The organism is Bariatricus sp. HCP28S3_A4, from assembly GCF_052066395.1.
GTDB lineage: Bacteria > Bacillota > Clostridia > Lachnospirales > Lachnospiraceae > Allocoprococcus.
Genome location: NZ_JBQHSE010000045.1, coordinates 1 through 14,930, shown reverse-complemented (window position 1 = coordinate 14,930; position 14,930 = coordinate 1). Strand labels below are relative to the sequence as shown.

The window sequence follows — 14,930 nt, the reverse complement described above, 5'->3', positions numbered from 1 at the left end:
GAGATAACTGTTCTACATCATTTGTTTTAAAAGACATATGCAAACCACCTTTATTTGATAAGATGATTATACCATATGTCTTTCATCAATAGTAGTTATTTAATTAGTTGGAAATACCTTTTGACCCCAGCATCATAATATACTATGCACGCAATTTATTCAAGAAAATTTGCTATCATTTGTTTGAATTTTAGGAGTGCATCGGGGATGGGTTCATGGTCACGAATCTTCTTCAAAGATTTATTGGTGATTCACACCTCGTAGCATAATGTGATACGTATCAATTGGGCTTATTATTCTTCTTGTTCTGGGTATATTACTCTCCCTTCTTTGAAATATAGTAACTACACCCCGTCCCATAGCCACTTAGAATTTCCCTGCATAATTCATTGATATTTGCCTGAATCGGCTTGACATTGTTACAATAATCGGAAATTGCAGCACATACAGTATTACAATTTCCATTCATAGAAATGATTTTCGACAATCACATGAATCTTTACATATGATTCAGGAGCTCCTCAAAACCACCTGCCTATGAGCCGATTATAGCACAATTATTCTTTGTATTCTGCATTATTAATAAAAAGTGGAGGTCACTCCAAAAATTCTCTTATTCTATCCCGGTATTCTCCCGTCTTTCTCCCCAGCAGTACAAAAACATGTCCTTCTCCTTCTACATTCCACCTTCTACAATCTGCATTCACACATTCCTCAATCCGATCTGCATTTTTCATCTTTACAAAGTAATCTTTCTTTCCATGTATAATCATCATCGGAGTTTTTGAATGCCGAAGGCTCTCTGACGCATCACCGTAATAATCAAAATTATCCTTTGTCAGTCCAATTCCGCTCCAGATGAAAAATGATTTACACGCGAACTGTTTCATTCCTACATAGCTGCTGTCTACGATGAGTCTTGTAACATGTAACTCGGGAAGGGCCTGTAATTTCCCCACTTTCAACGGTCCATTTTCCATAAATGTATCAAGCCCGGAGAGATAGTTAACTGTCGCTCCTCCTAAAGATAATCCATGTACGATCACTTGCTCTACTTTATAATCAGCATGGAGCTTTTTCAGCCAGTCATAGACATCCAGACTTTCCAGGAACCCCATCGCCACACGTCCTTCGCTTTTCCCGAATCCGCGCAGATCCGGTGCCAAAATATGATAGCCAAGCTCATAATAGATATAGCCTATGTTATTAGTTATGATGCTGCCATCTAACTGATTCGGATGCAAAATGATAGCCCACTTCCCAGAAGGTTCTTTTTGCTTATAAATCCTTCCCCAAAGCCGAACTCCGTATTTCTCCCCTGCAAATTTTTCCGCGAGTTCTGCGCGAATCCAGACTTGCTGTGGCGTAACAGGAAGTACCTTATCTGTCTTTCCTTTTACATATTTTATTGCTCTTACAAATTCTTCCCTATTCATCTTTTTCCTACCTTGTTCCATCCTCTTTCGATTTTACATTTTCTCATATCTTCTCAAGACACGGACACTCTATTCCTATTCACCTAAATCCCGATAAAGAAGATATGAAATATGGTTGGAGCGAATCTATCTCTATCATATAGGATTGCTCAAGCTTTGTAAAGGTACGTACTATCTACCGTTTAGTGATTACTATTATCCACAAGCACTTCCGAAATCGTCACTAAATTCCGAGAATAATCTTCAATATAATATCAATTCCCATCAAACATATATATAATATCTTTCCTCTGTGCAATGATTTCATGATACACATTCTAAGACATTATTTCTGTATTCCATATCCGCTCAGACAGTTTCATCGTCAAATTCTGTAATTCGGACTAGAAATAAAGCCTCATAGAACGTATAATAAAATTCATAGATTATAAATTAAAACAGTCCGCGGGCGGGTTCGCGTCACTCAGAATGAGTGACTACGAACCCGTCCCCCGGCCACGAGGACTCATATATGAATTATACAAAAATTTTACAAGGTATCCTTGACATTGGAGAGGCAATGTTAAAAAGTGGTGCCGAGAATTTTCGAATTGAAGACAGTCTCTATCGAATGTGCAGGAGTTACGGCTTTACACGGTATGATGTATTCGTAATACCAAGCAACATTCAGATTACTATTGAGACGCCGGATGGGGAGATTCTTACTCAGATCCGCCATATTGAGACGGTTAGTACTGATTTTGATCTGCTTCACCATTTGAATAAGCTATCAAGATATGTCTGTGCGCACACGCCGAATGAGAAGGAACTGCATCAGAAGTATCTTGACACCATGAACCGCATTCCGCAGCATCCCGCGATCCAGTATGTTGCTACTGTGATGGGCGGAACCGGATTTGCTGTTTTTTTCGGGTGCGGATTTACTGACGCAGTTGTAGCTGCGATTGCGTCTGTGATGCTTGTCATCGCCGGAAACTGGCTCAGTAAAAGAGAGAGCAATTTGCTGATCTATAATATGATTCTCTCTTTCTTATCGGAAGTATTGATCGTCGTTCTGGTCCGGCTGGGTATCGGCGTCCATCCGGAACGAATCATGCTGGGGATGGTCATGCTTCTCATCAGCGCAATAGGAACAACGAATGGAATCCGTGATCTCCTGCAGCGGGACTTTATTTCCGGTCTGATCAACATCTTGAATTCTTTTCTTGGCGCTACGGGTATCGCATTCGGAATTGCACTTGCCATGCTTCTTCTGAATGAAGTTTCTTCCGAAGGAGCAGCGCTGAATACGAATATTCTGATTCAGCTTATTTCCTGCACGATCGGATGTACCGGTTTCGCACTGTGTTTCAAAATTCGTGGCAGACAGGTGCTTTTTTCCAGCGTCGGCGCTTTTTTGACCTGGGGAATTTATCTGCTGGTGTACCACTTTAACCCCAGCAATTTCCTGGCCACACTGACAGCCGCCGTGTTTGTCGGTTTCTATGCATTTGCCATGTCCCGGATCAACAAGGCACCTTCTACGATTTTCCTCACCGCATCCGTGCTTCCCTTAATTCCGGGATCTGCTCTGTACTATATGATGTATGGATATGTGAGTGGAAATAAAGAAATGGCAATGGTCAAGACAAATTCGCTGCTCACGACCTGCCTTGCCATTGCCTTAGGATTCTTAATCGTTGATGTTGCTTCAAGATATCTTATGACTGCATTGAATCGGGATTACCATATCGGAAAACATTCCTAGAATCCAGTGCAGATATCCGGATTGGCTCCTTACGTTTCACTTGCGATATAAGTACGAATCGCCTCGGCTGCCTCCTGATAATCTTTTTTGACATCTTCCAGAAGTGCAGCCGCTTCTTCCGGAACGGTCTCCTGCTCTTTACGCAGTACTTCTGTAATTATTTCCGCAGAACCTGCAAGCCGCTCAATCCCAAGATTTCTACATACGCCCTTCAGTGTATGTGCCGCACGGAAGGCCTCTTCCCGATTTCCTGCATCCATTTCTTCACATAATTTTTGATAACTGTCATCTTCTAAAAATTTGCCTATAAACTTACGCACAAGATTCGGGCTCATCAATCTTTTGAGAACAGCTTCATAGTCTCCGCCTATCTTCTGATAGCATTCTTGAATTGTCATCATTTTCTCCTTTTTGCCGGATTTATTCCACCGCTTTTCCTACCGTCTCCAGCGGATCAATCGTTTCCAGCTGCATTTTGTTTTTTAATTTATCTTCCACTTCCATCAGACATACCAAAAGCAATGGATTAAATGCGCCGCATTCCCCATACAGGATCTCATCCGAACAATTATCTTACCGATGTCATGCAATGCAGATACCATATTTTCTAACTCCCTATGCTAAAACTTTCTTAACACATGAAACTATAATAATCTGGAGAGTGCCTTATAAAATCTTTGCATCACTTCCGGCGATGGTTGATTCGTATTTCCGAGTTTTACAGTTTTATTTGCGCCATGGTAATCACTTCCTGCGGTGACAAATAAATTGTAAATTTCTGCAAATTTCAGCATGCTACTCTTTTGTAATTCGGTGAATCCCGAATAATAGCATTCCAACCCCATAAGGCCATTGGCTTTGAGTCTGGAAATCCGTTCCTCGGTAGCTTCTTCTGTAAGCACTTTGGACCCGTCTGCCAGGATTCCATGCGCAAGCACCGGAATTCCGTCTGCGAATAAAATGGCATCGATCGCCTCCTCAGGAGACAGATACCTTTCCTTTCCATGGTATCCGCCCAGAATCCGGAATGCCTCAGCCTTATCTGCGGCATATCCTCTTGCAAGCATCATTTTCGCAAGATGCGGCTTCCCGGGGTTCTCCAGCGCCAAAAATTCATTCTGTTCTTCTTCCGAAAATGCAAAGCCATAATTCTCTTCAAGAAACCTGAGCCGGTTTTTCGCTTTATCCATCCGGGCTGAATGAGTAATCTGTACAGCTTCGAGAATGGAAGATTTCTCCGGGTCATATCCGTACCCGAGGATGTGATATTTCCCTTTGTTGTCACGGCAGGAAAATTCCACACCGTAAATAAATGCCGGATCATCTGGCTGCAATACTTTCTGCATCTCCGCACATCCATCGCAGGAATCGTGATCGGTCAGAGAGAAAAGATCGATTCCTGCCGCCTTTACTTTTTTAAGCAAGGCAGCAGGTGTATCCGTTCCGTCAGAATAGATTGAATGCATATGCAGATCCGGGTTTTTAAAATTCTTATTACGATTCATTATATCAGTGTATCCACCTGTTCTGCCAGTTTGCAAAGTTCATTTCTGTAGATCTCAATCAGTTCCGGGCTTCCGTTTCTGCGAATGGTACGGCGCAGTAATCGGATCAATCCTACAACTTTCGCTTTATTTTCTTTGTCTTTCAGGACTTCCTTATCATCGGTTCCATAGTAAAGTGCAAGGCTCTTCTGCCAGAATGCTTCCGCAACCTCATATGGGAAACCAAGGAATGACAGCACATTGTTCTTATCCAGCATATTGAATCCGATATATGCATTATACATAGACCCCATTTCCAGAACCGGATGACCGATTGCAAGTGTATCCATATCGATCAGGATCACTTCATCATTTTGAAGCATAATATTCTTGGTGTGATAGTCACCATGAATCATATGGTCATCATGCGGAATCTCCAGCATCATTTTATGGAGTTTTTCATATACCTCTTTCGGAAGATGATCCTTCAAGAATTCCGTCCATCCAATTGCGATCTCCCGCTGATCCGGGAGCTGTCCCGCAGGAACTTCTGTGGAATGGATCAATTTCAAAAGGTCAATATACATTTTTGCATATTCATCGATATTTTCAGGCGTTTCCGCTAAAAGCTTTGAAAATGATTTCGCATTTAGCAGTTCGAACATAGATGCATAATGGTCATCGACCTTTACGACGTCATAAGAAATTGCAGTCGGAATACCGAGGACCAGTGCTTTTCGTGCGACATCACGCTCATGTTCAATGTCTGCCAGGGAATCCGGATTCAGATATACCTTAACTACGGTATCCGGATCAATGCGGTATACTTTACCATTTGCGCCCTGACCTATCACTTCACATCCTTCCACAGACACTCTGCGGTATGCACGGGAAACCGGCATCATGGAAGTAAATCCGGTCATATCCAGAATCTCATATACTTCGGTGGATGCATTCTTCAGCTCCAGTTCAGGATGATTTTTACGCAGTCTTAAGATCACACGGAGACCGGCACTGGAAAGATACTCGAGATTTTCGAGATCGATCATTACAGGAACGCCATTCTCAGCTTTCATCATTTCTTCTTCAACCTGAGGTGCATTGGAAGAATCAATTCTGCCGCTTAAATGAATCACCGTTTTCTCGTTCTCCCGTGTAATAGTAACATTGCCCATATGAATTACCTCCATTTCACTTTATTCTATTTGATTGTATTTCTCTATATTCAGCATTTTTTCCGTTTTTGCAACAATGAGGGCTACCGCCACGTCTCCAGTCGAATTCACTGCCGTCCGGAACATTCCCATCAGCGAATCGATTCCCATAATCAGGCTCAGTGCTTCAGCCGGCACACCGATCTGAGTAAGCATCAAATTGTGACAGGCACGTAACAATGTAATTCAATGCTTGACCAAGGTTATTCTTATCATTCAGTATCATCATTTTCTACTAGTCTTCTATCTAAATGCTTTCTTCATTTTCAAAATATTCTTTCCATCTTTGTACTCATATGAAAGATCATCCATACTCTTTTTCACCATAAAGATTCCGAGTCCACCTATTTTTCTTTCATCCGCCGAGAGTGTTGTATCCGGTTCTTCCTGTGAAAGGGGATCGTAAGGAATGCCCTGGTCAATAAATGTAATCGTCACTTCTGCAGGCTCCTCAGAAATTTCCAATTGTACCGTCACATCACCCGTATTGGGTTGATAAGCATAATAAGAGATGTTGCTGAAAATCTCATCAATCGCAATATTGATCTGCATCTGTGCTTTCATCGGGCAGCCGCTTTCTTCCAGAGCTTCCTCTACAAATGATGTCACTTTATTCAGATTATCCACTGTTGCCTCAACTGTAAGCTCTTTTGCTGTCCCCATCTGCTTCATCCTGACACCTCCTGTTCTTCGTCTCCCGTTCCTTTTTCTTATTCAATCGTCAGAATATCTGAAAAACCAGTCACCTCAAACACTTCCATGATCACATCATTCACATTTCTGAATACCATACTGCCCTGTTTATTCATAGCTTTCTGCGCCACAAGAAGTACACGAAGACCTGCTGATGAGATATATTCAAGCTTGGAAAAATCAAAAACAAGTTCCGTAATGTCTGCAAGAGAATCCTTCAGTTCTCCTTCCAGAAGCGGTGCAGTTGTCGTATCCAGTCTGCCTTCCAGCGCAATCGTCATTTTGGCGTCTTCCTCGTTTTTGTTGATATTCATAATCTTGATCCTCCTAAATTCTTTTTCCGTTCTGCGGTACACAATGCACCTAAGCAATTACATTTTAGCATTTCCCCTACCGTGTATCAATGATTTTTGTCTACAAATGCGAACTTCCCGGCATCGTCTGTGTCTTCCAGCGTATCGTTTTTGCTTTTATGACTGCAAATATGTTTTAATATGATTGAAAATCATTTCCATCGCTGCCTGATTGTAGCCGCCCTCCGGCACGATCACATTGGCATTCTTTTTACTCGGCTCCACATACTGTTCGTGCATTGGTTTGACCGTCTCAATATACTGATTAATAACGGATTCCAGACTTCTTGCCCGTTCCATAACATCTCTCTGTATTCTTCGGATAATCCTGACATCCGCGTCTGTATCAATAAAAATCCGCATATCCATAAGCTCACACAATTCTTTATTTTCAAAAATCAGGATACCTTCCACAATAATCACACGGTTCGGCACGATCCGGATCGTGTCTTTGCTGCGATTATGGATCGTATAATCATAAAGTGGACATTCAATGCTCTCACCTTGTTTCAATGCTTTCAGATGGCGGATCATGAGTTCCGTATCAAATGCATTCGGATGATCGTAATTCAGACGGCTTCTCTCGTCGTAATCCATATCATCATGTGCTTTGTAATAATTATCATGTTTAATAATCGTTACACTTTCCGCAAATCTTGCTGCGATCTGATTGGTCAATGTGGTTTTCCCGCTCCCGGATCCGCCCGCAATTCCGATAATCATATTTTCACTCATTTCATTTTCTCCCGTCCTTTCCATTTTAATCGGATTTTTGTTGTAAAGATATCGATTTTGTATAGCTTCTGTTTCCAGTTTATCATGATTTAGCCTTGGTTTCAACGAATCTGGGGTGCATTTAAAAATCATACGTTTGCAAGATATGAATCATTGCTTTCATCGCTAAATCATAAAACATCCATTTCATACAGCACGGCAGTCTGGCAGCAATTGAAGTGCTACTATAATGATAGTTATAGTTTTTGTCGTGTATCATTCATACAAAACAAAGGAGGTTACTAAAATGTCCACAACAATAGCACCTGATATCCTGTTCTGTGATTATTATAAACAATGGATCACAACATATAAAGAAGGAGCCATACGTCCCGTCACCATGGAGAAGTATTCCATGGCACATCAGTGGGTGGAAAAACTCGTCCCAGAACTTCGCATTACCGACCTGACCCGGATTGCCTACCAAAAGCTTCTCAACGATTACGCTGCAGAACACGAGCGACAAACTACTATGGATTTTCACCATCACCTCAAATGCGCCATACTGGATGCAGTTGATGAAGGTTTAATTGAACGGGATCCTACACGTAAAGCAATCATCAAAGGTAAGCAGCCACGGGATAAAAAACCTAAATACCTGAATCAGTTCGAACTACAGAAACTGCTCGCTGATCTGACTCTGGAGCAGGAAGTCAGCTGGGATTGGTTCATTCTTTTGGTTGCCAAAACTGGCATGCGATTTTCAGAAGCCCTGGCTCTGACTCCAAAAGATTTCGATCTTTCCCACCAGATTCTCTCTATTTCAAAAACATGGAATTATAAAGGAAATGGTGGCTTTTCTCCGACTAAAAACAGCTCCTCCGTACGCAAAATCCAGTTGGATTGGCAGACGGTCATTCAATTTGCAGGTCTTCTAAAAGGGCTTCCTGAAGATCAGCCCATTTTTGTAAAAAATACCGTTTACAACTCGACCGTAAATGATATTCTTGCCCGTCACTGTAAAGCCGTGAATATCCCTGTGATTTCCATCCACGGACTTCGGCATACTCATGCTTCACTCCTTCTTTTCGCCGGAGTTTCCATCGCCAGTGTAGCCAGGAGATTAGGTCACTCTAGTATGACGACCACCCAGAAGACTTATCTGCATATCATTCAGGAACTCGAAAACAAAGATATCGATCTCATTATGAGGTCTCTATCCAGCCTTAGCTAAAAGGAAATAATGATACACGTCAAAATAGATAAGAAGGCAATATCTCTCTTGATATCGCCTTCTTATCATTCTCTAGATATCGAATCCATCTTCCAGTATGAATTTTCTCAGAAGTTCATCTAACTTTGCCCGAACCTTTCTTTTCGGCACATTACTTCCTTCTTTTTCATCAAAATATTGTTTTGCAATCGTAATATCAACGCTCTGAATCAGATCGTCATATTGACCAAATGCATTCATATCATTTTCAGTCACATGTTTTCCCATCAACTGGCGTAATTTCTGTTCATAAATTCCCAATCTGGAGGCAAAATTATGAATCTGATCACTTTTCGCACGAATTTGATATTCTACTATATAATCCCGGACACTTTTATCTTCACTGACAATCAATTCATGATTCTGGATATCCTTCAGCAGAATATTAGCAAACTTCTGCTCTTCCTGTGTAAGACTTGCAAAGGAACGATGCAATTCATTGAGCATATTATGAATGGTCTCTTCATCGGCATTCTCATTTAACATCTTCACATATTTCTTGAACCTGCTGTCCATATAATCCGAATCAATCTTTTCTGTAGAAAGTGCCATCAAATAGGGTTCAATATCATACGCTTCCTCTTCACCGCCTCCATCAGGGCCTGGTCTTCTCAGCTCTTTGTAACGCGCAAGCAATATTTCAAATGTCTGCTGATCAAATTCCAGACAAACCATTTCTTTCACTCCACCCGGTTGTTCAATTTCATAAGAAGTCTGTTCCCATACAAATCCCTGTACCTTAGCCGGTTCCAGATGCTTATTGAGTTCTCGGAATAATTTCGAAAACTTCTGTTTTTCCGCCTTTTCATCCGGGAGCTTGTAAAAATCAGAAATACCGGCAGATTCAAATAAAGTTTTAATCTCTTCAAAACATCGATTCATACTTTCCAGATTTTCTTTCAATTTCGGCACAAAGATTCCGTATGGCTTATTCCCTGAATATTGTTCAAATGCATATTCCACCACATTTTTCATGGTATACGGTCTTCTGTAGTAACGAATGATTCCATGCGGCTTATCCTCAGTAAACACACGGTTAGTTCTTGAAAAAGCCTGAATGATCATTTCAATATTTGACCATTTATAGAACTTATCCATATATAAAGTATTCAGCCACTTTGAATCATACCCGGTCAGCATCTGATCTACAACAATCAAAATATCCAGGCATTTCTCCGGCTCATTTTCAATAGCCACATAAGCATCTTTGTGTGCCAGTCTTGCACACACATCTCTTTTAAAAGCCGCATATCCCGGAATATTGAACCGCACACCGAAATCATGATTGTAATCTTCCAGAATCTCTTTGATTCCATCGATTTTCTCAATGGATCCTTCATGATTCCCATCATGAGGATCGAATACTGCGGTAATTTTCAAGCCACGATTTCTGGACCTGATTTCTTTGTAGTACTGGATCGCTTCTGGAATACTGCTGGTAGCTAACATGGCATGGAATTTTCCATTATGACTCTGGCTGATCCAATTTTCCAAAATATCATCTACAACTGCTTTTCGATGCTGCTCCCGGTCATACTGCGCATCTGTCAGCTGCCCTTCAATACTTTCTAATACTTCCCCATTGTCTCCCAATTGCGCCCCCATAGGGACTTCATTCATCCAGTGATTATAAATTGCTTCTTTCGCCGGATTCCCGAAAACTTCTGCTTCGCTCCTGACCTTTGCTTTATCCAAAGCTATCGCCAGTCTCAAATTCTTGTCTTTATATGTAGGCTGCGGAATTGTATCAAAACCGAGTACATTGCCATCTCTCATCCCATCCGCCACCGTATACCTGGTACCTTCCAGTTCATTTCCAAAGACATCTGCTGTTGTAGTATCTTTCTTTTTATTGATTTCTAAGATAGGTGTACCGGAAAATCCAATAAAGATTGCCCTTGGGAAGGTGTGTTTAATCGTCGAAAGCATTTCGCCAAAAACACTGCGATGACATTCATCTACGATAAAAACAATCCTCTTTCGATTGATTTTTTCAATATCTGCGATATTCACATTATCATCCGGTGTAATTCTGCTCATTTTCTGAATCGACGTAACAATCAGTGTGTCCTTCGCGGCATCACTTTTCAATTTCCCCAATAATACAACCGTATTTTCAGTGGACTGAACGTCATCAGTTTCATCAGAAAATCCCCGATATTCCCGCAAAGATTGTATTCCCAGTTCAATCCGATCCATCAAGAAGACCACTTTATCAGCATCGCCGGAATTTGCGATCAACTGAGCCGACTTAAAACTGGTCATCGTTTTACCGGATCCCGTAGTATGCCACACATATCCACCATAAATATTCTGGTCATCCCATTTCATTTCACTGACACGACGAGATATCTTACTGGCCGCATAATATTGATAACTTCTCATAACCTTCAGCGTATTATCAGTCTGATCTGCAACCGTATAATATCCGATCAACTCATGTGCCATTGGAATAGAAAGAAGCCTTTCCGCGATCGTACTCCAGTCGTTAATTGGATTATTATACTGATCTGCCCAATGAAAACAAAATTTCTCACTGAATTTATCCGCGCGCCCGGGATTCGCAAAATATACACATTCCTCCGGGTTCATAGCTACGAAAATCTGAACCAACGAAAAAATTCCAGTGAACACTCCTTCATGCAAATATTTCTGAATCTGGTATTGCGCCTCCGATACAGGCACACCACTTTTCTTTAGCTCTACATGAATCAGCGGCATCCCATTTATCAACAGGCAAAAATCTCCACGCCGGTTTGGATAAATATCATTTCGTGCGCTATAAATCGGCTGTTCGGCAATCTGATATCGTGTCCTGCCAGCCGCAATTTCATTCCGATCAAATATTTTCAAAGAAATCATTTTACCAAAATTGTGTTGATCCTTCTCATTATCTCTGACAATCTGGACATATCCACCATTAATAAATCCATTTAACTTGAGTGGTGTTCGCAGTGCTTTGATTTGCTCCATAATCTGCTGCATTTCTCCGGCTGTCATCGGATAATCTCCAAGACGATCTACCGCTCTGTTATTCTCATATATAATATTCGCCCAGTTTTGAAGCAGTTCTTTCTCGTTCTTGTACTTCAGAACACCGTCTCTCCACCCTTTTTCTTCTACGAGGGTTCTAATGAGATCCGCTTCAAACTTACTTTCACTGTCGTAACTCATTTATTCACATCCTATCTTTTGTGATTTGTCAGAATTTGTATTTCTACCAATTTGCCCGTTTAAATAAACATTTTTTCTAGCAGTAGTCTTTTAATCATTTTGAGCTTCTCAAGCTTACGCTGATGAAGGGTGATAAGGTGGTCGAGCTCTTTTAAAAATGTCCCAATTTTCCTTTGCTCATCAACTGACGGCATACAAATAACCGTATTCAAAATGTTGTCATTATAGAGTCTTTTAATGGTACTACCTTCAATCCCTGCCCACTTTACGACAGAATAAAAACATTTTAAAAATGCGTTATCAAGCCTATCATCGTGGCTTAACCATACGATATTGGAATCTTGATAATACTCATTTTTGCCTGTAAATTCAACAGTTCTACCGATACTACCAGAAGCAGATATTAAAATATCACCCTCTTTTGGGTAAGGATACTTTGACCTATATTCAGCAAATAACTCACTTGAAATATAAGCGTCAGCTTGACCACCAAAAGTCCCAATTTTATAGAAAGGGATATCGCCACTTTCAGAAGTCTGTTCCTTAAAAATACGACGGCACATAGATACAGAGCCTACATCTCCCAACTTACGCTGTTCCCAATCGTAATTCCCACTCTACCATGCATGTTTTCCTGTAGCTAGCAAGCTGTCGATATCTATAAAAGCATTTTCAATTCGTTCTGTATGATATCCCCAATAATTATCATAAACAGCTTGAGTAATCCCCTTCTCATCCCATTCTTTTAAGACATCACCAGTTTTTTTCCCTCGATAGGATGCATAATATTCTAAAAGATACATAAAAAATTTCATTTCTTCTGGCATAACGTTTCTTACTCTCCTCTAATATAAATGGAATTTCTTGGATCCCCAGTAATTTTCTCTGCTTCCCACATTTCAAATATGGCTCCCGCTCCGAAGGAAGTCAGGCCATTCTCTTCATTTTCCAACATTTCATGTGTTTCTGAGAATACAAATTCTCTTAACGCATCCATTTGGCTATATCCGTATTTATCAATAATCATCTGAACAACTTCACCATTATAGTAATCGATAATTTCCGGTTCTAATCGCTTCATACATTTTTCGCCTCCACAAATTTCAATAATTTAAGTGCTCTCTCTGTTCGAAAAGCATATTGATCTTTTAGTTTTTGAGGAAGAAGCAAACGAATCGCAACATCCTCAGGGAAATATCCTTTCAGATAGTTATTTATAGTTCGAATAGTCTGGTCGTTTGCAACAGGCCCGATTACAATATCATATTCTTCATCCAACAATTTACCAGTTCTATTTGCTGCAATATATCTGAGCCACTCTTTATTTGTAGCTTCAAAAATCAAGACTCTCACTTTTTCCGCCATTTCATCATCAACCTCATAGACTGATACAAGCGGTGTTCCTATTTTACGGTTACTTGTCGTACGCAAAGCCCATTTTTTGCCTCTTCAAAATCACTTGTTAAATAAAACCCAGCTCCAAAATCCAATAGTCTTTTGGTTGGAATCAGTTTTGGATCATTTACTTCCACATTACTTCCGTGGTATAAAATCATGATATACTCCCTTCTTTGCTTGCTATTATCTACTAAATAAACCATATACTATATTCTTTTCCACCCATAACTTAATGATATGGTATCCCACTTCAAATACCTCTTTTTCTAAACAAACATTTTTTCAAGCATAGCTTTCTTTATTTTTCCCAATTTTTCCAATTTACGCTGATGAAGGGTGATAATGTTGTCGAGATTGCGGAAATAATCACCGAGTTTTTCTTGCTCATCTACATCTTGTGGTACTGCAATTTCAGCGTTTGAAATCACATCAGAGTTTATTGATTCAAACGTTGAACCGGCAGCAAGTTTTTTCCAATAACCGTCCTCGTCCATTTTCACAAGTGTTTGATAGATAAATTCATTGCCTTTAATTCCTGCCACACCACGACCTAAGACCACATTATAGTTGGTTTTGCCCATTGCCCCGGCAGGTGCACGGACGCTCATTATCAAGTCTCCTACTTCTGCTGTTTTGGTTTTCTGTGTTGTCCAAACACGAGGAAAAACCCAGCCGTTTTTCAAGTCGGCATTTCCCTGAACAAGAATATAATCCGACGGTACATCACTATATGTAGCACCATCAGGAGACTGCCCCATAGTTACTTGGCATATCTCTCCCAACTTACGCTGTTCCCAATCATCAGTAAATCCAGCGAAACGAATTTCTGGTCTCATCTCACTATTTTGAGGAAACATTTTTTCAAGCATAGATTTTTTTATATTTTTTAGTTTTGAAAGCTTACGCTGATGAAGGGTGATAAGGTGGTCTAGTTCATCAAACCACTCTGATAATCTATCTTGTTCTTCGCGATTTCGAGGTAAACAGATTTCAAATTTCCGGATATTTTCCATACTCAAAGCAGGTTGAGATGATGTCGCAATCAGAGGATAAATTACTGATTTGTAAAAGCTATCTGTACGCATGTAATGGCTAATGAATTTCGGAGAATCAACACTTTGTATTCTGATTCTTGAAACATTTGGAGCTAAATAAAATCTGTCATTTTCCTTAATAATAGCGACTTCTCCAACAGTACCAACATACGTAAACATGATGTCATCCATATACAGTTTACTTCTATTTAACTTTGAAAAATTACTACCATCAATGTACTTAACATCGTCCAAAATAAGTTGTCCATTTTTGATATTTAGTCCTCTTAGCGCAATTAGGTAGTGTCAAAAACTACCTGTTTTTTTGTCCCAAAATTCAATAAAAACCTTGATTTTATGGGAGAATGCAAATAAAAAGAGCATTGACCTCCCTTTTTCTGGTATAATGT

At 40.3% G+C, this 14,930-nt stretch carries 14 protein-coding genes and 2 pseudogenes; 2 read left to right on the top strand and 14 right to left on the bottom strand.

What is annotated here, in order from left to right; genetic code table 11:
- Positions 1–596: 596 nt before the first annotated feature.
- Positions 597–1,436, bottom strand: coding sequence for an alpha/beta hydrolase (locus ACTNBF_RS15320; RefSeq protein WP_441017533.1), 840 nt, complete (start codon positions 1,434–1,436; stop codon positions 597–599).
- 511 nt (positions 1,437–1,947) lie between these two features.
- On the opposite strand from ACTNBF_RS15320, the gene ACTNBF_RS15315 reads away from it, so the two are divergent.
- A complete protein-coding gene (locus tag ACTNBF_RS15315; protein ID WP_441089601.1) occupies positions 1,948–3,183 on the top strand; it encodes a threonine/serine ThrE exporter family protein in 1,236 nt (411 codons plus the stop codon).
- A gap of 29 nt (positions 3,184–3,212) precedes the next feature.
- On the opposite strand, the gene ACTNBF_RS15310 is transcribed toward ACTNBF_RS15315, so the two are convergent.
- The 7 genes from ACTNBF_RS15310 to udk all read right to left on the bottom strand — a co-directional run bounded on the left by ACTNBF_RS15310 (position 3,213) and on the right by udk (position 7,662).
- Positions 3,213–3,584: an Hpt domain-containing protein gene (locus tag ACTNBF_RS15310; RefSeq protein ID WP_441017531.1), complete on the bottom strand. Its 372-nt coding sequence runs from the start codon at positions 3,582–3,584 to the stop codon at positions 3,213–3,215.
- A 243-nt stretch (positions 3,585–3,827) separates the two neighbouring features.
- On the bottom strand, positions 3,828–4,688 hold the full coding sequence (locus ACTNBF_RS15305) for a PHP domain-containing protein (protein ID WP_441050094.1): 861 nt from the start codon (positions 4,686–4,688) through the stop codon (positions 3,828–3,830).
- The gene (locus ACTNBF_RS15300) at positions 4,688–5,842 is read right to left on the bottom strand and encodes an anti-sigma factor antagonist (protein ID WP_427820042.1); all 1,155 of its coding nucleotides are present in this window, start codon (positions 5,840–5,842) and stop codon (positions 4,688–4,690) included. Before ACTNBF_RS15300 ends, ACTNBF_RS15305 begins: the two co-directional genes overlap by 1 nt.
- Before the next feature lie 21 nt (positions 5,843–5,863).
- Positions 5,864–6,037, bottom strand: coding sequence for a cation:dicarboxylate symporter family transporter (locus ACTNBF_RS15295; RefSeq protein ID WP_441089600.1), 174 nt, complete (start codon positions 6,035–6,037; stop codon positions 5,864–5,866).
- 87 nt (positions 6,038–6,124) lie between these two features.
- Positions 6,125–6,553: an ATP-binding protein gene (locus ACTNBF_RS15290; protein ID WP_427820043.1), complete on the bottom strand. Its 429-nt coding sequence runs from the start codon at positions 6,551–6,553 to the stop codon at positions 6,125–6,127.
- Between the two features lie 38 nt (positions 6,554–6,591).
- Positions 6,592–6,888 carry an STAS domain-containing protein gene (locus ACTNBF_RS15285; RefSeq protein ID WP_441089599.1) on the bottom strand — a complete coding sequence of 99 codons (297 nt, stop codon included), beginning with the start codon at positions 6,886–6,888 and terminating at the stop codon, positions 6,592–6,594.
- 156 nt (positions 6,889–7,044) lie between these two features.
- Complete coding sequence (gene udk / locus ACTNBF_RS15280; protein ID WP_427820045.1) at positions 7,045–7,662, bottom strand: uridine kinase; 618 nt, start codon at positions 7,660–7,662, stop codon at positions 7,045–7,047.
- Between the two features lie 286 nt (positions 7,663–7,948).
- Here udk and ACTNBF_RS15275 point away from each other — a divergent pair, with 286 nt between their 5' ends.
- Entirely contained in the window at positions 7,949–8,875 is a 927-nt protein-coding gene (locus tag ACTNBF_RS15275; RefSeq protein ID WP_427820046.1) for a tyrosine-type recombinase/integrase, read from the top strand.
- Positions 8,876–8,947: 72 nt separating this feature from the next.
- On the opposite strand, the gene ACTNBF_RS15270 is transcribed toward ACTNBF_RS15275, so the two are convergent.
- The 6 genes and pseudogenes from ACTNBF_RS15270 to ACTNBF_RS15245 all read right to left on the bottom strand — a co-directional run bounded on the left by ACTNBF_RS15270 (position 8,948) and on the right by ACTNBF_RS15245 (position 14,712).
- Positions 8,948–12,088, bottom strand: coding sequence for a type I restriction endonuclease subunit R (locus ACTNBF_RS15270; RefSeq protein ID WP_441089598.1), 3,141 nt, complete (start codon positions 12,086–12,088; stop codon positions 8,948–8,950).
- A gap of 59 nt (positions 12,089–12,147) precedes the next feature.
- A pseudogene (locus ACTNBF_RS15265) lies at positions 12,148–12,681 on the bottom strand (restriction endonuclease subunit S); the annotation flags it as partial.
- A gap of 24 nt (positions 12,682–12,705) precedes the next feature.
- Positions 12,706–12,915: a DUF3791 domain-containing protein gene (locus ACTNBF_RS15260; protein WP_441017520.1), complete on the bottom strand. Its 210-nt coding sequence runs from the start codon at positions 12,913–12,915 to the stop codon at positions 12,706–12,708.
- A gap of 8 nt (positions 12,916–12,923) precedes the next feature.
- Entirely contained in the window at positions 12,924–13,169 is a 246-nt protein-coding gene (locus tag ACTNBF_RS15255) for a hypothetical protein (RefSeq protein ID WP_441017517.1), read from the bottom strand.
- Positions 13,166–13,644, bottom strand: a pseudogene (locus ACTNBF_RS15250) (DUF3990 domain-containing protein). The gene ACTNBF_RS15255 and the pseudogene ACTNBF_RS15250 overlap by 4 nt, the downstream one beginning before the upstream one ends.
- 108 nt (positions 13,645–13,752) lie before the next feature.
- Entirely contained in the window at positions 13,753–14,712 is a 960-nt protein-coding gene (locus ACTNBF_RS15245) for a restriction endonuclease subunit S (RefSeq protein ID WP_441089597.1), read from the bottom strand.
- Between the last annotated feature and the right edge of the window lie 218 nt (positions 14,713–14,930).

Coding starts and splice junctions, on each gene's coding strand:
- ACTNBF_RS15320 (WP_441017533.1), bottom strand. CDS start 1,436: ATGAATAGGGAAGAATTTGTAAGAGCAATAAAATATGTAAAAGGAAAG.
- ACTNBF_RS15315 (WP_441089601.1), top strand. CDS start 1,948: ATGAATTATACAAAAATTTTACAAGGTATCCTTGACATTGGAGAGGCA.
- ACTNBF_RS15310 (WP_441017531.1), bottom strand. CDS start 3,584: ATGATGACAATTCAAGAATGCTATCAGAAGATAGGCGGAGACTATGAA.
- ACTNBF_RS15305 (WP_441050094.1), bottom strand. CDS start 4,688: ATGAATCGTAATAAGAATTTTAAAAACCCGGATCTGCATATGCATTCA.
- ACTNBF_RS15300 (WP_427820042.1), bottom strand. CDS start 5,842: ATGGGCAATGTTACTATTACACGGGAGAACGAGAAAACGGTGATTCAT.
- ACTNBF_RS15295 (WP_441089600.1), bottom strand. CDS start 6,037: ATGCTTACTCAGATCGGTGTGCCGGCTGAAGCACTGAGCCTGATTATG.
- ACTNBF_RS15290 (WP_427820043.1), bottom strand. CDS start 6,553: ATGAAGCAGATGGGGACAGCAAAAGAGCTTACAGTTGAGGCAACAGTG.
- ACTNBF_RS15285 (WP_441089599.1), bottom strand. CDS start 6,888: ATGAATATCAACAAAAACGAGGAAGACGCCAAAATGACGATTGCGCTG.
- udk (WP_427820045.1), bottom strand. CDS start 7,662: ATGAGTGAAAATATGATTATCGGAATTGCGGGCGGATCCGGGAGCGGG.
- ACTNBF_RS15275 (WP_427820046.1), top strand. CDS start 7,949: ATGTCCACAACAATAGCACCTGATATCCTGTTCTGTGATTATTATAAA.
- ACTNBF_RS15270 (WP_441089598.1), bottom strand. CDS start 12,088: ATGAGTTACGACAGTGAAAGTAAGTTTGAAGCGGATCTCATTAGAACC.
- ACTNBF_RS15260 (WP_441017520.1), bottom strand. CDS start 12,915: ATGCCAGAAGAAATGAAATTTTTTATGTATCTTTTAGAATATTATGCA.
- ACTNBF_RS15255 (WP_441017517.1), bottom strand. CDS start 13,169: ATGAAGCGATTAGAACCGGAAATTATCGATTACTATAATGGTGAAGTT.
- ACTNBF_RS15245 (WP_441089597.1), bottom strand. CDS start 14,712: ATGGATGACATCATGTTTACGTATGTTGGTACTGTTGGAGAAGTCGCT.